This window comes from Serratia liquefaciens ATCC 27592, from assembly GCF_000422085.1.
Classification (GTDB): domain Bacteria; phylum Pseudomonadota; class Gammaproteobacteria; order Enterobacterales; family Enterobacteriaceae; genus Serratia; species Serratia liquefaciens.
Genome location: NC_021741.1, coordinates 4,477,394 through 4,496,264, shown reverse-complemented (window position 1 = coordinate 4,496,264; position 18,871 = coordinate 4,477,394). Strand labels below are relative to the sequence as shown.

Below are 18,871 nucleotides of genomic sequence, written 5' to 3'. Positions count from 1 at the left end.
CGCTATGATGACCGCGCAGGCGCGTGGAGTCGAGAGGGAAGCCCGAGATGCTGTGGTGAAGGCGTGAAATAACCATGCTCTTTTTGTCACTAGTGCGTATAATCGCCGCCCGGCGATTAATTAACCTGTGAAAGAGCACCAGAATGAGCACTACCAGCCTGATCCAACCCGATCGTGAATTGTTTTCCTATAAGCCTTATTGGGCCGAATGTTATGGCACCGCGCCATTTTTACCGATGTCGCGCGAAGAGATGGATCAACTGGGCTGGGATAGCTGCGATGTGATCATTATCAGTGGTGACGCCTATGTCGACCACCCGAGTTTTGGTATGGCGATCATCGGCCGCATGTTGGAAGCGCAGGGCTTCCGCGTCGGCATCATTGCGCAGCCGGACTGGAGCAATAAAGAAGATTTCATGCGCTTGGGCAAACCGAACCTGTTCTTCGGCATCACCGCCGGCAACATGGACTCGATGATCAACCGTTATACCGCCGATCGCAAACTGCGTCACGATGATGCCTATACCGCCGGCAACGTGGGCGGCAAACGTCCGGATCGCGCGACGCTGGTTTACAGTCAACGTTGCAAAGAAGCCTATAAAGACGTGCCGATCGTGCTGGGCGGCATCGAAGCCAGCCTGCGTCGTATCGCTCACTACGATTACTGGTCTGATACCGTACGCCGTTCGGTGTTGGTGGACTCCAAAGCTGACATGCTGATTTACGGCAACGGCGAGCGTCCGCTGGTGGAAGTGGCGCACCGCCTGGCTGCGGGCGAGAAAATCAGTGAGATCCACGACATCCGTAACACCGCGGTGATGCGCAAGGGCGCGTTGCCGGGCTGGACCGGGGTGGATTCTACCCGTCTGGACAAGCCGGGCCGCATTGAGCCTATCCCGAACCCTTACGGCGACGATCTGCCGTGCGCCGACGGTGGTAAACCGGAGCCGGAGGCCAAACCGGTTACCGTGCGCGCCGCCAAGCCCAAGCCGTGGGAAAAAACCTACGTGTTGCTGCCGTCATTTGAAAAGGTGAAGGCCGACAAGGTTCTGTATGCGCACACTTCGCGCATTCTGCACCATGAAACCAACCCTGGCTGTGCCCGTGCGCTGATGCAGTCGCACGGCGACCGTTACGTGTGGATCAACCCACCGGCGATCCCGCTGACCACGCCGGAAATGGACAGCGTGTTTGCCCTGCCGTACCAGCGTATTCCGCACCCGTCCTACGGCAAGGAAACCATTCCTGCCTATGACATGATCCGCTTCTCGGTCAACATCATGCGCGGTTGCTATGGCGGCTGTTCATTCTGTTCGATCACCGAGCACGAAGGGCGCATCATCCAGAGCCGTTCGGAAGACTCCATTATTCGCGAGATCGAAGAAATTCGTGACAAAGTACCGGGCTTTACCGGTGTGATCTCCGATTTGGGCGGCCCGACCGCCAACATGTACATGCTGCGCTGTACCAACCCGCGCGCTGAGCAGACCTGCCGCCGCGCCTCGTGCGTGTACCCGGAAATCTGCACCTACATGGACACCAACCACGAACCGACCATCAAGCTGTATCGCCGTGCGCGCTCGCTGGAAGGCATCAAGAAGATCCTGATCGCCTCTGGTGTGCGTTACGATCTGGCGGTGGAAGATCCGCGCTATATCAAAGAGCTGGCTACCCACCACGTTGGCGGCTACCTGAAGATTGCGCCGGAACACACCGAAGAAGGCCCGCTGTCGAAAATGATGAAGCCGGGCATGGGCAGCTACGACCGGTTTAAACAGCTGTTTGACCATTACTCCAAGCTGGCGGGCAAAGAGCAGTATCTGATCCCGTATTTCATCTCCTCGCATCCGGGCACCCGCGATGAGGATATGGTGAATCTGGCGCTGTGGCTGAAGAAAAACCGTTTCCGTCTCGATCAGGTGCAGAACTTCTATCCGTCACCGATGGCAAACTCCACCACCATGTATTACAGCGGCAAGAACCCGTTGAGCAGAGTGGGTTATAAGAGTGAAGATGTGGTGATACCGAAAGGCGATCGTCAGCGTCGCCTGCACAAGGCGCTGTTGCGTTACCACGACCCGGCCAACTGGGCGATGATCCGCACCGCCCTGGAAGAAATGGGCATGAAGCACCTGATCGGCAGCCGTCGCGAGTGTCTGGTGCCGGCTCCGAGCATTGACGAACAGCGCGAAGCCAAGCGCTTGCAGCGTCATACCCGCCCGGCGCTGACCAAGCACACCGACATCACCCGTCAGCGTACGCCGTCCAATAAGCCGCCGCGCAAGCCGATTCGTAACGGCAAGCCATAACGGCTCGGCACTGGCTTAAACGAAAAGGAGAACCCTCGGGTTCTCCTTTTTTGCTTTTGAAAATCAGAGCTGCTCGTAGGCCGCTTCTACCTTCATCAAGTGGCGCGGCGCCTGCGGGGCGGGATGATACTTGCGCACGTGCCAGTTAAAGGCTTCCGGTGACAGATTGTTAATCATCGAAATGGCTTGCTGGCGGTTGCTGGAGAAGGTCCGCAGCAGCGCACCGGTGCCGTTGACGTAGGCGATGATGGTGGCATAACGCAGCGTGACAGGATCGTCGATGCCTTTAAGCTGCTGTTTTTGCAATACGGCCAGATAGGCTGCGCCGAGGTCGATATTGGTATCCGGATCCAGCAGATCGTCGTCGTCCGGACAGCCACGTTTCCCTTTGTAGCGATAGGCGTCACAGCCGGCGGTGTCGGCTTTCAACTGCATCAACCCGATAGCATTGGAGCGGCTGATTGCCGCCGGGTTAAAACCGGACTCGACCTTGATCATCGCGGCGATCAGTTTTTGATCGACATCGTATTTATCCGCAGCATCCTCAATCGCGTCGTCAAAGGCATGAGCATCATAACTGGTACGCGGTTTTTTGCTGGAACAACCGGCCAGGATCAGCATCAGGCATATCACGCCTGCGCGCGACCAGTGTCGTAGGGTGGGTTTCATGGTGCTCCGTATTGTTTTTGCTGGGATAAAAGTCGGCATCATAGCATCTCCGTCAGTGCCTGTTCGACATACAGATAGCCAATTCCCATCACCTGCTGCGCGCGCGTGAGTTGGCCAAAGCCGATATGCGTGGCCTGAGTCTGGATCTGATCGTGACGATCGAAGGGGTTGAACCCGGTCTGGCTGATGATGGTCTCCAGCCAGGCCTGACCGAAGCCACAGCTGCGGCCATAAAGATAAATACGGTTAATATTTAAGATGTTAAGGAAGTTATACAGGCTCAGGCCAATCGCTTGGGCGGCGCGTTGCACCAACACCTGCAACGCGGGGTCCCCTTGATGATAACGGGCGATCAGCTCGGCGGTGGTGGGGGTTTTAAGCCTTTCGCCTTCGTGTTGCGCTCTGGGGGTGACTTTTAGCTGAATGCGCGCTTTTTTCTTCAGTGCCGACAGTGATGCGATGGTTTCCAGACAGCCGTAACGGCCGCAGGAGCACAGGCCACCATCGGGATCGACGATGGTGTGGCCAATCTGGCCGCTGCCGAACAGGCTGCCCCGGTAAATCTGCTGGTTGATCACGAACGACGAGCCGATGCCGTAATCGACGTTAATCACGCAGAAGTCCTGCGCGTTAGCGTTATTTTGCCACTTTTCTGCCAGCCCCAGCATCACGCAGTCGTTATCCAGCAGGACCTCGGTCTTCAGGCGCTCTTCCAGCAGGTATTTTATCTCCACCGGGCCTTCCCAGGGGGCCTGTGGCATGCGCTGCGACACCCCGGTGAGCGGGTTTACCTGGCCGTGGATCGACAGCGCTATTTTCAGCGGCATCCCCTGTTGTCGGCTGTGCAGGTGATAGATCTGCACCATTTCCTGCAGCATCGCCTGTGGCGTGGTGGCAACGATCGGTTGCGGCGTGAAGGCGCTGCACGGCGTGATCAGGCCATCTACCACGATGCTTTCAATCAGATAGGGCGACACGTTCAGGCACAGGATCCGTTGCTCAGAGGCAGCGATGCGGTAACTGCCGCCGCCCAGACCGCGGCGGTGCAAATTCTGCTGGTCGTGTTCAACCCGGCGTTCTTCCTGCAGCTCATCGAGAATTTTGCCGACGGCAGGAATAGACAGCTGTGAAAGCCGCGCCAGCGTCGATTTACTGGCCACCTTTTCCCGATACAGCAACGCGCACAGCACCCGTTTATTAAAATTGCGCACCCGTTGGTTATTCAACCCTTGCAATGCCATTCATTAAACCCCGTTTACTGTATTGCGTGATGGTAGCGCGTAAAGTAGCCGATTCTGTCATTTAGACTGCCTGAAAAGCAACCTTCAGTATTTTTAGCGAGGAAAACATGCACGGGACAGTCAAGGTTTGGCAAGAGCAGGTTGAATTACCCACTTACGGCACGGGCGAGCAGGATTCGCACCCGATGTTCCTGGAAAACCGCGTCTATCAGGGATCGTCCGGCGCGGTTTATCCCTATGGCGTTATTGACACCCTGAGCGGTGAAAAATCTCTGCGTCGCTATCAGGCGGTATATTTGGAAAACGACTACCTGCGCGTGATGCTGTTGCCGGAACTGGGCGGGCGTATTCATCGGGCTTACGATAAAGTGCAGCAGCGCGATTTTGTCTATCACAACGAGGTAGTGAAACCGGCGCTGGTGGGGTTATTGGGGCCGTGGATCTCCGGGGGGATCGAGTTCAACTGGCCGCAACACCACCGTCCGACCACCTATATGCCGGTGGACTGCCAGATTCAACAGCACGATAACGGGGCGCAGACCGTCTGGCTGGGGGAGGTAGAGCCGATGCGCGGGCTGCAGGTGATGGCCGGTTTCACGCTGTATCCTGACCGCGCGCTGATTGAAATCAGCGCCAAGATCTTTAACCCTAACCCGACGCCGCGCCATTTCCTGTGGTGGGCCAACCCGGCGGTGAAAGGTGGAGACGATCACCAGAGCGTATTCCCGCCGGATGTGACCGCCGTTTTTGACCATGGCAAGCGCGATGTCTCTTCGTTCCCTATTGCCACCGGCACCTACTACAAGGTGGATTATTCAGCCGGTGTGGATATTTCGCGCTACAAGAATATCCCGGTACCGACGTCTTACATGGCGCATAAGTCGGACTATGACTTTGTAGGCGCTTACAGCCACGATGAGCAGGGCGGACTCTTGCACATCGCCGATCGCCATGTGTCGCCCGGCAAGAAACAGTGGAGCTGGGGCCACGGCGAATTTGGCCAGGCCTGGGATCGCAATCTGACCGACAATAACGGCCCTTACATTGAGCTGATGACCGGGGTTTACACCGATAACCAACCGGATTTCACCTGGCTCGACGCCTACGAAGAAAAATGCTTTGTGCAGAATTTCCTGCCCTACAACACGTTGGGCATGGTGCAGAATGCCAACACCCGTGCCGCGCTAAAACTGGAAAGCGACGGGCGACAACTGGTGTGGGGGTTGTATGCGGTCGCGCTGCTGGCGCAGCACCGGTTGGTGATCCGCAGCGATAGCGACCAGCAGTTGCTGCTCGACCGCCGCGTTGATCTCACCCCCGGTGCGGCGCTGCTGGAGACCATGACCGGCGATTTCTCCGGTCGCCTGACGATTGAATTGCAGGACGCCCAGGGCCGCAGCGTACTCAGCTATCGCCAGCATCAGGCGAGCGAAAGCACCGAATTACCGCAGCCCGCCAAAGCGCCACTGGCGGCAGAACAGATCGTCAGCGCCGATGAAGCCTGGTTTATCGGCCAGCATCTGGAGCAGTACCACCATGCCAGCCGTTCGGCGTTCGATTACTACCAGCGGGGTCTGACGCTGGATCCTCTTGATTATCGCTGCAATTTGGCTCTGGCCACGCTCGAATATAACCGTGCCAATTTCCAACGTGCGATTGCCTACGCGGATGACGCGCTGACACGAGCCCATAACCTTAACCGCAACCCACAGTGCGGGTTAGCCAGCCTGATTCGTGCCTGCGCTCAGGAACAATTGGGTAACGACGACGCGGCCTACGAGGATTTCTACCGCGCCATCTGGAGCGGTAACGGTAAACCGGGCGGTTTCTATGGTCTGGCGCGGGTCGCGGCGCGGCGCGGGGAGTATCAGCAGGCGCTGGCGTTTTGTGAAAGCAGCCTGAGTGTTAACGCCAGCCATTATCCGCTGATCGCCCTGAAAGCGCTGCTGTTGCAACGCCTGGGGAAAGGGGCACAGAGCCTGGACTATATCGATGACCAGCTTGTCGCCCGTCCGCTGCATTACAGCCTGTATTTCCTGCGCTATGCGCAAACTCACGCCGAGGCCGATTTACAACGGCTGCGGTCGGTGACCGGTTGCCGTGGGATCAATGCGCTAAACATTGCCGGTCAACTCTGTGAATGGGGAGCCAAAGAGCAGGCGATTGAGTTACTGACGCTGTTGGACAGCCAGGAAACCTTGCCGCGCTATATGTTGGCCAGCCTGCGCAAAGGCGCGGTAAGTGACCGGGAATATCGGCAGCTGTTGGCGCAGGCGCGCGACGGCTTCGGCCACCAGGTGCGCTTCCCCAATACCCTGAATGAAGTGCAGATGCTAAGCCAACTGCAGGAGTGCGTTTTTGCACAGTATCTGTTGGCTTGTTTCCATTACAGCAAGCGCAACTACTCGCAGGCGGTAGCGCTGTGGCAGCAATGCGTGGAGCGGGAGCCGACGTTTGCCGACGCCTGGCGCAATCTGGGGATCTACGCCTTCAATAAACTCCAGCAGCATGACGTGGCGCTGGCGCATCTGCAGCAGGCCTTTGCTCTGCAACCTGATGACGCTCGGCTGCTGTTTGAACTGGATCAACTGAACAAACGCCTCGGTACTGCACCTGCTCAGCGGCTGGCGATGTTGGAGCAACATTTGCCGGTAGTGGCCCGGCGTGACGACCTTACCGCCGAATTGCTGAGCCTTTACAACCAGTGCGATCGGTTGAGTGACGCGCAACGGATCCTGCAGCAGCGTGAGTTTCACCCGTGGGAAGGTGGTGAAGGCAAAGTCACCGGCCAGTATCTGATCAATCTGCAACGGTTGGCATTCCAGGCACTGCAACAGGGAGCGCCACAGCAGGCGCAGCATTTGCTGCAGTCGGCGTTGCACTATCCGCAAAATCTGGGGGAAGGGCGTCTGGCCGGGCAAAGCGACAACGATATCTACTATTGGCTGGGTATCTGTGCTGCCCGGCAAGGCCAACTCGAGGCAGCGGCCACCTACTGGCAACAGGCCTGCGCGGGGCACGGCGAACTGGCTGAAAGCCGCTACTACAACGACCAACCGGTGGATTATTTGTTCTATCGCGGCATGGCGCTCAAGCAACTGGGGCAGTCGGCACAGGCCGAACAGCAGTTCACCCAAATGCAGCAATGGGCAAGCCAGCAGTCTGCAGTGTCGCCTGGCGCCGATTTCTTTGCCGTTTCGCTGCCGGATTTGATGGCGTTGGACAATGACCTGCAACAGGCGCATCAACAGCACTGCCTGCTGGTGACGGCTTTGGCGCAACTGGGGTTAGGGCAGTTAGCCGCAGCGCAGCAAACGTTAAGCGAGCTGCTGGCGATAAATCCTGCGCATGACAAAGCGCGTTTATTCACCGTGCTGGCCGAGACTTTAGCCAACTGATGCCCAAAAGGGGACCAATGTGACGAATAAACTGAACATGCCCTATGTCTGGACTATCTGCCTGGTCGCCGCTTGCGGTGGCCTGTTATTCGGCTACGACTGGGTGGTCATAGGCGGGGCCAAGCCTTTCTACGAGGCCTATTTTGGCATCACCGATCCCGCCCAGTCAGGCTGGGCGATGAGTTCGGCGCTGGTGGGCTGTATTTTCGGCGCGGTGATCTCGGGCCTGCTGTCGGATCGTTTTGGCCGCAAGCTGCCGCTGGCGATTGCCGCCTTGACCTTCGTGATCTCGGCCTGGGGCACCGCAGTGGCCACCAGTTTTGACGCCTTTATCATTTACCGCATTGTCGGCGGGGTCGGCATTGGCCTGGCTTCGGCGCTGTCGCCGGTGTATATCGCCGAAATCAGCCCGGCGGCACAGCGGGGTCGCTTCGTTGCAGTGAACCAATTGACCATTGTGATCGGGGTATTGGCAGCGCAGTTGATCAACCTGCTGATCGCCGATCCGGTGGCGGCCAATGCCGGTCAGGCGGAGTTGTTGGCCAGCTGGAACGGACAGGTTGGCTGGCGTTATATGTTTGGTGCCGAACTGGTACCGGCGCTGGCCTTCCTGCTGCTGATGCTGGCAGTGCCGGAGTCGCCGCGCTGGCTGGCGAAGGTCGGCCGCCACGAGCAGGCGCAGAAGGTCTTGCGACGCATCGGCAATGAAAGCTATGCGCAGCAAACGCTAAAGGAGATCCGTCAAACGCTGGACAAGGACAGCGGCAAGGTGCCGCTCAGTGCGCTGCTGCGCAGCGATGTACGGCCGGTGTTGGTGATAGGCATTGTGCTGGCGATATTTCAGCAGTGGTGCGGTATCAACGTGATCTTTAACTATGCGCAGGAGATCTTCGCGTCGGCAGGGTTCGATATTAACGATACGTTGAAGTCGATCGTCGCCACCGGGCTGATCAACCTGATCTTCACCTTGCTGGCTTTACCGCTGGTGGATCGCATTGGCCGACGCCGGCTGATGCTGATAGGTGCCTGTGGATTAACGGTGATCTACCTGCTGATGGCGGCGGCTTACGCCTATGGTTTGCTGGGGCTGCCGGTGCTGTTACTGGTGTTGGTCGCCATCGCTATCTATGCCGTCACGCTTGCCCCCGTTACCTGGGTACTGCTGTCTGAAATCTTCCCTAATCGCATTCGCGGAGCAGCCATGGCCGCCGGCACCTTTGCGCTGTGGGTGGCCTGTTTTGTCCTGACCTATAGCTTCCCGCTGCTGAATGCCGCATTGGGCGCAGCGGGCAGTTTCCTGTTGTATGGCGTCATTTGCCTGGCCGGTGCGGGGTTCATTTACGCCAGAGTGCCGGAAACCAAAGGCATTACTCTGGAAGCACTGGAAGAACAGCTCAGTGCAGCAGGCACGGATCGCGCCAGGGAGAAAAAGTTTACTTAACCCTGTTTAGTTTAATGCGTGATCCTGTGGCGGTAAGTAATCAGTTTGATCATTTAGTGTAATGAGTCTGTGCTCCGCCTGAGGGCGAACAGCGGTAAAGCCTTCAGGCGGGATAATAAAAATAGGCAGCAAGAGGTTAATGAACATTAACTGGAGAATAACGATGTTGCTAAAAAAAATAAAACACGTGCTGTTAGCCATTACCGGGGGCCTGATTATTTTCAGTGCAGGCGCACAGGCTAAAAACGACAACACCGCCATCGGCGCTATTTATCTCGATACCCAGGGGTATTACGCCGGGGTCCGCTGGGGCGTGCAAGACGGCGCCGCCAAGGACAAAGGGAAAATTGAAATCATAGAAACCAATGCGCAGGGGGATGTTTCTAAAGAAAGTTCGTTTATCGATACCATGATTGCGCGCGACGTGAATGCCATCGTGCTTTCCGCCGTTTCGGTGAATGGCAGCGTGCGGGCCATCAAGCGTGCCAACGAAGCGAGTATTCCGGTGATTTGTTACAACACCTGCATTAATGAGAAAGGCGTAGATAAATATGTTTATGCCTATTTGGTCGGCGATCCCTACGAGTTTGGCAAAAAACTGGGTAATACCGCCGCCGATTACTTCATTGAAAAGAAAATAACCGAGCCTGCAATCGCCGTTATTAATTGCGAAGCCTTCGAAGTTTGCGTGCAACGGCGTAAAGGATTTGAAGAGGCGTTAAAAGCGAAAGTACCGGGCATGAAAATCGTCGCTAATCAGGAAGGCACCGTGCTGGACAAGGCGATATCGGTCGGCGAGAAACTGCTGATTTCCTCCGGGAAAGTCGATGCCATTTTCGGCGAATCCGGCGGCGCTACGCTCGGGGCGGTTAAAGCCGTGCGCAACCAGAACAAGGTCGGCCAAACGGTGGTATTCGGCTCGGACATGACCACTGAAATCGCACAGGAACTGGTGAACCGTCAGGTACTGCAGGCGGTGGTGGATATCTCGGGCAAGAAAATGGGGGCGTTGGTCTTTACTCAGGCGATGAACGCCATCAACCAGCGGCCGGTCGGCCAAAAGGTGGTGCAGGTGCCGATCGATCTCTACGCCTCGTCGCAGAGCGCTACTGATTGGCTAGTGACTCACAAAGACGGCTTACCTTAGAGCTTATTCCATTAGGCTATTTTATTTGTCAGTTTGGCCCTGGGCAGTACTCAGAATCCTCACGTACTCTGTGTACGCTCCGGTTCTTCCGCGCTGTCCTTGTCCAAACTACCTGCAACAATGACGCCTACTGGGATAGGCTCTTAATGTCGGTGGCTTGCATGAGTGACAGAGCCTTAAACGAATTGGCGCAGCAACCGGTCGTGGCCCGCATTCAATCGGGGCATAAACGTTACCCGGGAGTGGTGGCGCTGCAAGATGTGAATTTCACGCTGCGGCGTGGCGAGGTGCGCGCTCTGCTGGGGAAAAACGGCGCGGGCAAGTCCACCTTGATCCGCATGTTGACCGGCAGTGAGCGGCCGGACGCCGGGCAGGTGTTTATCGGCGATCGACTGCTGGAGGGGCCAGATGCGTTGTTGACGCGCCGGGCCGGTGAGCTTGGCGTGCGGGCCGTCTATCAGGAGCTAAGCCTGGTACAGGACATGAGCGTGGCGGAAAACCTGTGTTTGGGGGCCTGGCCGCAGCGCGCCGGCGTGATTGACGCGCCAGGCATGCTGGCGCAAGCCCGGCACGCGTTGGCGCTGCTCGGGGTGGACATCGATCCTCAACAATGGGTTCGCGATCTCAGCCCGGCGCAGCAGCAGCTGGTGGAGATCGCCCGGGCCTGTCAGGGGGATCCCAAAGTGGTGATCCTCGACGAGCCAACCAGTTCGCTGGCCAACGCCGAGGCCGATCTGGTCGCGGCGGCAGTGATGCGCCTTTCCGCCGCCGGGATTGCAGTGGTTTATGTCAGCCACCGAATGAATGAGATCCGCCGGCTGGCGTCGTCCTGCACCATTATGCGCGACGGCCGCGTGGCGGGTGACGTGGCGCTGGACAACACCTCAACTCAGCAAATTGTCGACCTGATGCTGGGCCATCAGGACCACCATATGCAAACCGTCACGGCCCCGAAGGGCGGGGACAAGGTTTTTGAAGTTAAACAATTATCGCTGCCGCCCAAGTTGCATCAGGTGAGTTTCGAGCTGCGGCGTGGCGAAGTACTGGGCATTGCCGGGTTGTTGGGCGCAGGCCGCAGTGAATTGCTGAAAGCCATTGTTGGCCTGACGCCGTTCGTCGAAGGCGAGCTGATCCTCGACGGTAAAACGCTGATCTGCCCGAATTACGCCCAGATGCTTCAGCGCGGTATGGCCTACACGCCGGAAAACCGAAAGGCAGAGGGCATCATGCCGTTGCTGGGCGTGGATGAAAATACCGTGATGACAGACAGTCGTTCCGTCAGCCGCTTTGGCGTGCTGAATTGGCCGAAGATCAAACAGGCAACCTCGGCGATCGTCAGCCGGATGCGGGTGAAAACCGCAGAAACCGGCACGCCGATCATGACGCTTTCCGGCGGTAACCAGCAGAAGGTGGTGATCGGCCGTTGGGTTTACGCCAGAAGCCGGATCCTGTTGCTGGATGAGCCGACGCGCGGCGTGGATGTCGAAGCGAAAAACCAAATTTACCGTATTGCGCGTGAGCTGGCGGCAGAGGGAAAAAGTATCATTTTCGTATCGAGCGAAGTGGAGGAATTACCCCAGGTCTGCGACCGGATCTTGTTGTTGCAGCAAGGCACGATAGTGAAGGAGTTTATCTCGCCCGTGGATGTTGAACAGCTGATGTCTGAAGTGCTGATGATCCAATAATTCTGCCCACATTCGAAGGCACCGGAGGTAATACAATGTCCACATTGGTACCGGAAGTAAAAATAACCCGAACCCGAAAATTATCGAAGCACGCCAATGAACTCGGCCTGCTGGCAATTATTGTCGTGCTTTACCTGGTATTTTCTATTTATGCCACCGGGTTTATTTCGCTGAATAACCAAATGAATATCTTACGCGATGCCGCCACCATCGGCATTGCCGCCTGGGCCATGACGCTGATTATTATTTCCGGGGAAATCGACGTTAGCGTAGGCCCGATGGTGGCGTTTATCTCGGTGATCCTGGCTTATTTGATGCAGTACGCGATCCCGCTGCCGTTCGCGTTGATCCTGGCCTTGTGCCTGGGGGCGGCGTTAGGCTCGGTCGCCGGGGTGTTGCGAGGCTGGTTTAACGTGCCCAGCTTTGTCGCCACATTGGGGCTTTGGAGCGCCCTGCGCGGGATGGGATTGTTTATGACCAACGCCTTGCCGGTGCCGATCGACGAAAATGACGTGCTGGACTGGCTGGGTGGGCAGGTACTGGGCCTGCCGGTTTCGGCGGTGATTATGCTGATCCTGTTCGTGGTTTTTCAGTTTATCAGCAAGAAAACCGCCTTTGGCCGCTCGGTGTACGCCATTGGCGGCAACGCCAGCGCCGCCCAGCTGTGCGGCATTAACGTCAAACGCATTCGTGTCCTGCTGTTTACCCTGGCCGGCCTGTTGGCGGCCGTCACCGGTATTCTGCTGGCGGCGCGCCTGGGCTCCGGTAATGCCGGTGCGGCCAGTGGCCTGGAGTTTGATGTGATTGCCGCCGTGGTGGTGGGAGGGACTGCCTTGTCCGGTGGGCGCGGTTCGATGCTCGGCACTCTGCTCGGCGTGCTGGTGATCACCCTGATTGGCAACGGTCTGGTCTTGCTGGGAATTAACTCCTTTTTCCAACAGGTGGTCAGAGGGGTGATTATCGTACTGGCGGTGCTGGCCAATATTATCGTGATGCAGAAGAACAATAAGCAATAGCCTCATATGCCACTAAAAATAACGCATTAAATCTGGAAGGAAAATATTATGGGAAAAATGTTGGCGGCTTATTTACCCGGAAATTCCACGGCAGAGCTGCGCGAGGTGGATATTCCGCAACCGGGTATTGGCCAGGTATTAATTAAAATGAAGTCGTCCGGTATTTGCGGCAGCGATATTCATTATATTTATCATCAGCACCGTGGCACGGCTGCCGCACCGGATCAGCCCTTGTACCGGGGATTTATTAACGGTCACGAACCTTGTGGGCAGATTGTCGCGTTAGGGGCCGGTTGCCGGCACTTTCGCGAGAGTGACCGCGTGCTGGTGTACCACATTTCCGGCTGCGGCTTTTGCAGCAACTGTCGCCGGGGCTATCCGATTTCCTGTACCGGCGTTGGCAAGGCTGCCTATGGCTGGCAACGGGATGGCGGCCACGCCGACTATCTGTTGGCGGAGGAAAAGGATCTGATCCATCTGCCGGATTCGCTCAGCTACGAAGACGGCGCTTTTATTTCCTGCGGCGTCGGCACGGCCTATGAAGGCATTGTGCGCGGCGAGGTGTCCGGCAGCGATCACGTGCTGGTCGTAGGGTTGGGCCCGGTTGGCATGATGGCGATGATGCTGGCGAAGGGGCGGGGGGCGAAAACGGTGATTGGCGTAGATGTCATACCGGAACGTCTGGCGACCGCGAAGCGGTTGGGGCTGATGGATCACGGTTTTCTGACCGGCGAGGGGGTGACAGAGCGCATTCGCGAATTGACCGCGGGCGGCGCCAACGTCACCCTCGACTGTTCCGGTAACGCTAAAGGACGGCTGCTGGCGCTACAGGCATCCTCGGACTGGGGAAGGGTTATCTACATCGGTGAAACCGGCAAGGTGGAATTTGAGGTCAGTGCAGACCTGATGCATCACCAACGACGAATTATCGGCTCCTGGGTCACCAGCCTGCACCATATGGAAAAATGTTGTACCGACCTGCACGACTGGAAAATGCATCCGCATCACGCGATTACCCACCGCTTTGCCCTTGAACAGGCTGCCGATGCTTATGCGCTGATGGCTTCCGGGCAGTGTGGCAAGGTGGTGATTAACTTCGCCGATTAACGTCAGGGGGCACTATGGCACTGTTTAGTTTGGATAACGGCTGCGTCTCGCTGGTGGTTTCCTCGTTGGGCGGCAGCGTGCTGAAATTCACCGCTTATACACCGGAGGGAGAGCTCCCTCTGCTGCGGCCTGCGGTAGTGAGTGACGCGACGCCGGCGCTGCAATCAGGATGTTTTCCTCTGGTCCCCTTCGGCAATCGGGTCAATCAAAACCGCTTCAGCTTCGAGCAGCAAGACTACCGGCTCAGCGCCAATACCGACTGGGATCGGCATTATCTGCATGGTGACGGCTGGCTGCAGGAATGGCAATGTGTAGAGCAAGGCGACGAAGTCCTTCACTTGCGCTATCAGCATGAGAATGGCCCTTATCGTTATCAGGTAGAACAATACTTTACCCTGCATCAGCATCAACTCAGCATCGAACTGGCGGTAGAGCACACCGGAGAAAGGCCGATGCCCTATGGGCTGGGTTGGCATCCGTACTTTCCATTAACCGCGCATACCCGGGTACAGGCATCCGCTGCGGCCTATTGGCGGGAGGCCGAAGACTGGCTGGCGGGCGAGCAGGCGGCGCTGAGCGAAGAAATGGATTTCAACCAGCCGGGGCCATTGCCGCGTCATTGGGTGAACAACGGCTTTAGCGGCTGGAATGGCGAGGCGGAGATCCAGTGGCCGGAGCAGGGAGCTCGGTTACGAATGAACACTCAGCCGGCCTGTCCGGTTTATTTCCTGTTCGTCTCGGATCCGGCGTTCGAACCGGGTTATCAATTCGACTTTTTCTGTCTGGAACCCATGTCCCACGCGGCCAACGGGCATAACATGGCTGACCTGGGCGGGCTGCGCCGCCTGGCTAAAGGGCAGCGGTTTAGCCAGACGATGTTGCTCAGTTATTCCGCGCTTTAAGCCCGAAAATTAAAATTCGGATCTCCTTCACAGAACCCATTCAAACTCTGCAACCGGTTACTGAAACCGGTTGCGGTTTTCTCGTTTTTGAAACCATACTCATTCTTCAACTGAATCATTTGTACCTATGCCTCCAGGAGAACGGATGAAAAAAATATTCTTATGCTGCGCCGCAGGAATGTCGACCAGCATGGTGGTGAATAAAATGAAAAAGTCTGCCGAACAGCAGGGGATTGAGGTTGATATTATCGCCGTCGGCCTGGAGGAATTTGAATCCACGTTGGCGAATTACCAATGTTGCCTGCTTGGGCCGCAGGTGAAATATAAGTTCGCCGATTTTAAAAAGATTGCCGACAGGGAAAATAAGCCGATAGCGGTAATAAACAGCATGGATTACGGCATGATGCGCGGCGATAAAATTCTCGCCGAAGCCTTACAGATGATCGCACAACACTGATCCCACCGGGCCGCCGGCATCAGGCCGTTTCCGCCGGTTTTCCCATCCTGTGACCATTGACTCAGCACCTCCCGAGGGTTGAACCATGAGTATCAGCCAGGCCGCATTCAATTTTATCGAAAACCGCATCAGCCCGATTGCCGGGAGATTATCGACTCAGCGACATATTATGGCGATCCGCGACGGTTTTATTTCCGCGATGCCCTTTATGATCGTCGGTTCATTCTTGCTGGTGTTTGCCTATCCGCCCTTTTCCGCCGACAGCAGTTGGGGCATTGCCCAATGGTGGCTGGGGGCGGCGGAAAAACATCAGGTCGCTATTCTCACCCCGTTTAATATGACGATGGGCATTATGTCCATCTATATCACCGCCGCCATTGCCTACAACCTGGCGCAGAGTTATAAGCTCGATCCCTTTATGGCGGCGATGCTGGCATTGATGTCTTTCTTGCTGGTGGCCGCACCGCAAAGCGAAAAAATGCTGCCGACCGCCGCACTGGGCGGCGTGGGGATCTTCACCGCCATTTTGGTGGCGATATACACCACCGAACTGATCCGCTTCCTTAAGGCGCACAATATCGGCATCTCGCTGCCGGAACAGGTGCCGGCCAAGATCAAGCAGTCGTTTGATCTGCTGATCCCGATCCTGGCGGTGGTGATCACCCTGTATCCGCTGAGCCTGCTGGTACAGCACCAGTTCAACCTGCTATTACCGCAGGCGATCATGGCGCTGTTCCAACCCTTGATCTCTGCTGCGGATTCGCTGCCGGCGATCTTGCTGGCGGTGCTGATCGGCCATTTGCTGTGGTTTGCGGGTATCCACGGAGCGGTGATCGTTTCCGGTATGCTGCAGGCCTTCTGGCTCACCAACCTGGGGATTAACCAAGACGCGCTGGCCGCCAACCAACCGATGCCGCACATCTTTATGGAGGCCTTCTGGACCTTCTTTATCGTCATCGGCGGATCCGGCGCCACCTTTGGGCTGGTGCTGCTTTATCTGCGCAGCCGTTCGGCGCACCTGCGTTCGATCGGCAAGCTGAGCCTGGTGCCGAGTTGTTTCAACATCAACGAACCGGTGATCTTCGGCACGCCGATCGTGATGAACCCTACCTTCTTTATTCCGTTTATTACCGCGCCGATCGTCAATTCGATCATCGCCTACGCGGCGGTGAAGCTGGATCTGATCGGGCGGGTGATCTCGGTGGTGCCCTGGACCGCTCCGGCGCCGATTGGTGCCGCCTGGGCTACCGGTTGGGATTTCCGCGCCGCGCTGTTGGTGCTGCTGCTGGCGGCGGTTTCGGCGTTGATCTACTACCCATTCTTCAAAGTCTATGAGCAACAGCTGCTGGATCAGGAAGTGAGCGAAGCGGAGCAGATTGAACAGACACAAGGAGTCACCGAATGATGGACATGGAAACGGCGGTAATGGAGCTGATCATCAACGCCGGAGAGGCGCGCAGCTGCGCCATGCAGGCGCTGTATGCGGCGCGTAAGTACCAATGGGACCAGGTGGATATTCTGCTGGCGGAATCGCAACTGGCGGCGAAGCGCGCCCACGCCACCCAGACCGAGCTGATCGGTTTTGACGAGGGGGAGGGCAAGTTGCCGGTCAACCTGATTATGGTGCACGCGCAGGACCACATCATGAATGCCATGCTGGCGCGCGATCTGGTGGAGGAACTGGTGAGAATTTACCGATTACTGGAGCAAAACGGGGTGAAAAACCAATGAGCGTATTTCCGAAAGACTTTCTCTGGGGTGCCGCGACCGCGTCTTATCAGGTCGAGGGCGGCTATGATGCCGACGGCAAAGGTCTGTCCAACTGGGACCTGTTCTCTCACCTGCCAGGCACCACCTATCAGGGGACTAACGGCGACGTGGCGGTCGATCACTATCATCGCTTCCGTGAAGATGTGGCGCTGATGGCCGAGCTGGGTATGCAGACCTACCGATTCTCGATCTCCTGGCCACGGCTGCTGCCACAAGGTCGAGGAGAAGTGAACGAGGCCGGGATCCAATTCTACAGCGATCTGATCGACGAACTGCTCAAGCACAATATCAAACCGATGATCACCCTGTACCACTGGGATCTGCCGCAGGCGTTGCAGGACGCGTTTGGTGGTTGGGAATCACGAGAGATCGTCGATGCTTTTGATGAATATGCGCGTCTGTGTTACTCGCGGTTTGGCGACCGGGTCGAACTCTGGTCCACGTTCAATGAAACCATCGTGTTTATCGGCATGGGCTATTTCACCGGGGCGCACCCACCCAAACTGACCGATCCGAAAAAGGGCATTCAGGCGTGTCATCATGTGTTCCTGGCCAACGCCCGAGCGGTAAAAAGCTTCCGTGAAATGAAGATCAACGGCCAGATCGGCTTCGTCAACGTGCTGCAACCGAACGATCCGATCAGCGATTCGCCGCAGGATCGCCGAGCCTGCGAGATCGCCGAAGGGATCTTCACCCACTGGCTGTACGATCCGGTGCTGAAGGGCGAATACCCGTCAGAGCTGCTGGCGATGGCGCAGCAGGCCTTTGGCGTGCCGCATTTCGCGCCGGGCGATGAGGCATTGCTGAAAGAGAATATCGTCGATTTTATCGGCCTGAATTACTACAAGCGTGAAATGGTCGCGCACAACGATGACGTGGACGGTTATACCATCAACACCAGCGGGCAGAAGGGCAGCGGGCGCGAGCTGGGCTTCAAGGGGTTGTTTAAACAGGTTCGCAATCCGCACGGCGTCTACACCGATTGGGACTGGGAGGTCTATCCGCAGGGGTTGACCGATGCCATTGGCCGTATCGTCAAACGCTACGGCAATATCCCAATCTACATTACCGAGAACGGGCTGGGAGCCAAGGATCCGATCGTCGAAGGTGAGGTGCGCGATCAACCACGTATTGATTATCTACGCGATCATATCCAGGCGATCGGCGCGGCGATCGAGCAGGGCGCGGATGTTCGTGGTTATTACCCGTGGTCGTTTATCGATCTGCTCTCCTGGCTCAACGGCTATCAGAAACAGTACGGCTTTGTGTATGTCGATCATGACAACAATCTGGCACGTAAGAAGAAGCAGAGCTTTGGCTGGTACCAGCGGGTGATCGCCACCAACGGCGAACGGTTGTAACTCGCTAAAGGGGTAAGTCTCAGTATGTCCCAGGCTGATAGGCAACACTTTAGCCTGGGCGGGTACTTACCCTCTTTTTCTGATCTGTCTGTCAATCATACCCTTCTCAAAATCCCCTCTTGCTATTCCATTTCGGCATACCCGTGTTGTGACTATTCATTACTCACCGCCTATAAAAACGCCATATAGTCAAATTATTGCCTTACCGTACCATCACAAACAGGAGGGGGGAGATGAGCGATTTCCCGCTTGAACCGCCACACAATTTTCCTCGCCGGCTGGCAGAGCATAAGCATCTACTACAGTTCTTGTGGGAAACGGACAAATCTGGCCGGATCGCCATTCACCCCTGCATCCCACTTTCTGCA

Annotated in this window: 14 protein-coding genes; 12 read left to right on the top strand and 2 right to left on the bottom strand. The window is 56.8% G+C overall.

Annotation, left to right across the window (positions count from 1 at the left end):
- Positions 1–143: 143 nt before the first annotated feature.
- Positions 144–2,309: a YgiQ family radical SAM protein gene (locus tag M495_RS20945; protein ID WP_020828674.1), complete on the top strand. Its 2,166-nt coding sequence runs from the start codon at positions 144–146 to the stop codon at positions 2,307–2,309.
- A gap of 63 nt (positions 2,310–2,372) precedes the next feature.
- Here the strand turns inward: M495_RS20945 and M495_RS20940 are convergent, their stop codons facing one another.
- Together M495_RS20940 and M495_RS20935 are read right to left on the bottom strand one after the other, a co-directional pair.
- The gene (locus M495_RS20940) at positions 2,373–2,978 is read right to left on the bottom strand and encodes a transglycosylase SLT domain-containing protein (protein WP_041414972.1); all 606 of its coding nucleotides are present in this window, start codon (positions 2,976–2,978) and stop codon (positions 2,373–2,375) included.
- Positions 2,979–3,016: 38 nt separating this feature from the next.
- Positions 3,017–4,219: an ROK family protein gene (locus M495_RS20935; protein ID WP_020828672.1), complete on the bottom strand. Its 1,203-nt coding sequence runs from the start codon at positions 4,217–4,219 to the stop codon at positions 3,017–3,019.
- A 107-nt stretch (positions 4,220–4,326) separates the two neighbouring features.
- On the opposite strand from M495_RS20935, the gene M495_RS20930 reads away from it, so the two are divergent.
- From M495_RS20930 to M495_RS20880, 11 genes are all read left to right on the top strand, one after another.
- The gene (locus M495_RS20930; RefSeq protein ID WP_020828671.1) at positions 4,327–7,617 is read left to right on the top strand and encodes a DUF5107 domain-containing protein; all 3,291 of its coding nucleotides are present in this window, start codon (positions 4,327–4,329) and stop codon (positions 7,615–7,617) included.
- A 19-nt stretch (positions 7,618–7,636) separates the two neighbouring features.
- Positions 7,637–9,058 (top strand): sugar porter family MFS transporter, encoded by a 1,422-nt coding sequence (locus M495_RS20925; RefSeq protein WP_020828670.1) that lies wholly within the window; start codon positions 7,637–7,639, stop codon positions 9,056–9,058.
- Positions 9,059–9,221: 163 nt separating this feature from the next.
- The gene (locus M495_RS20920; RefSeq protein ID WP_020828669.1) at positions 9,222–10,205 is read left to right on the top strand and encodes a substrate-binding domain-containing protein; all 984 of its coding nucleotides are present in this window, start codon (positions 9,222–9,224) and stop codon (positions 10,203–10,205) included.
- A gap of 146 nt (positions 10,206–10,351) precedes the next feature.
- The gene (locus M495_RS20915; protein ID WP_020828668.1) at positions 10,352–11,890 is read left to right on the top strand and encodes a sugar ABC transporter ATP-binding protein; all 1,539 of its coding nucleotides are present in this window, start codon (positions 10,352–10,354) and stop codon (positions 11,888–11,890) included.
- Positions 11,891–11,925: 35 nt separating this feature from the next.
- A complete protein-coding gene (locus M495_RS20910; protein WP_020828667.1) occupies positions 11,926–12,906 on the top strand; it encodes an ABC transporter permease in 981 nt (326 codons plus the stop codon).
- 48 nt (positions 12,907–12,954) lie between these two features.
- Entirely contained in the window at positions 12,955–14,013 is a 1,059-nt protein-coding gene (locus tag M495_RS20905; RefSeq protein ID WP_020828666.1) for a zinc-dependent alcohol dehydrogenase family protein, read from the top strand.
- Between the two features lie 14 nt (positions 14,014–14,027).
- Entirely contained in the window at positions 14,028–14,915 is an 888-nt protein-coding gene (locus M495_RS20900; RefSeq protein ID WP_020828665.1) for an aldose 1-epimerase, read from the top strand.
- A 145-nt stretch (positions 14,916–15,060) separates the two neighbouring features.
- Entirely contained in the window at positions 15,061–15,372 is a 312-nt protein-coding gene (locus M495_RS20895) for a PTS sugar transporter subunit IIB (RefSeq protein ID WP_020828663.1), read from the top strand.
- Between the two features lie 85 nt (positions 15,373–15,457).
- The gene (locus M495_RS20890) at positions 15,458–16,777 is read left to right on the top strand and encodes a PTS sugar transporter subunit IIC (protein WP_020828662.1); all 1,320 of its coding nucleotides are present in this window, start codon (positions 15,458–15,460) and stop codon (positions 16,775–16,777) included.
- Positions 16,774–17,103: a PTS lactose/cellobiose transporter subunit IIA gene (locus M495_RS20885; RefSeq protein WP_020828661.1), complete on the top strand. Its 330-nt coding sequence runs from the start codon at positions 16,774–16,776 to the stop codon at positions 17,101–17,103. Before M495_RS20890 ends, M495_RS20885 begins: the two co-directional genes overlap by 4 nt.
- The gene (locus M495_RS20880) at positions 17,100–18,503 is read left to right on the top strand and encodes a GH1 family beta-glucosidase (RefSeq protein ID WP_020828660.1); all 1,404 of its coding nucleotides are present in this window, start codon (positions 17,100–17,102) and stop codon (positions 18,501–18,503) included. The genes M495_RS20885 and M495_RS20880 overlap by 4 nt, the downstream gene beginning before the upstream one ends.
- Positions 18,504–18,871: the final 368 nt, after the last annotated feature.

Excerpts from the sequence above, each read along its gene's own strand:
- M495_RS20945 (WP_020828674.1), top strand. The coding sequence starts at position 144 with ATGAGCACTACCAGCCTGATCCAACCCGATCGTGAATTGTTTTCCTAT.
- M495_RS20940 (WP_041414972.1), bottom strand. The coding sequence starts at position 2,978 with ATGAAACCCACCCTACGACACTGGTCGCGCGCAGGCGTGATATGCCTG.
- M495_RS20935 (WP_020828672.1), bottom strand. The coding sequence starts at position 4,219 with ATGGCATTGCAAGGGTTGAATAACCAACGGGTGCGCAATTTTAATAAA.
- M495_RS20930 (WP_020828671.1), top strand. The coding sequence starts at position 4,327 with ATGCACGGGACAGTCAAGGTTTGGCAAGAGCAGGTTGAATTACCCACT.
- M495_RS20920 (WP_020828669.1), top strand. The coding sequence starts at position 9,222 with ATGTTGCTAAAAAAAATAAAACACGTGCTGTTAGCCATTACCGGGGGC.
- M495_RS20915 (WP_020828668.1), top strand. The coding sequence starts at position 10,352 with ATGTCGGTGGCTTGCATGAGTGACAGAGCCTTAAACGAATTGGCGCAG.
- M495_RS20910 (WP_020828667.1), top strand. The coding sequence starts at position 11,926 with ATGTCCACATTGGTACCGGAAGTAAAAATAACCCGAACCCGAAAATTA.
- M495_RS20905 (WP_020828666.1), top strand. The coding sequence starts at position 12,955 with ATGGGAAAAATGTTGGCGGCTTATTTACCCGGAAATTCCACGGCAGAG.
- M495_RS20900 (WP_020828665.1), top strand. The coding sequence starts at position 14,028 with ATGGCACTGTTTAGTTTGGATAACGGCTGCGTCTCGCTGGTGGTTTCC.
- M495_RS20895 (WP_020828663.1), top strand. The coding sequence starts at position 15,061 with ATGAAAAAAATATTCTTATGCTGCGCCGCAGGAATGTCGACCAGCATG.
- M495_RS20890 (WP_020828662.1), top strand. The coding sequence starts at position 15,458 with ATGAGTATCAGCCAGGCCGCATTCAATTTTATCGAAAACCGCATCAGC.
- M495_RS20885 (WP_020828661.1), top strand. The coding sequence starts at position 16,774 with ATGATGGACATGGAAACGGCGGTAATGGAGCTGATCATCAACGCCGGA.
- M495_RS20880 (WP_020828660.1), top strand. The coding sequence starts at position 17,100 with ATGAGCGTATTTCCGAAAGACTTTCTCTGGGGTGCCGCGACCGCGTCT.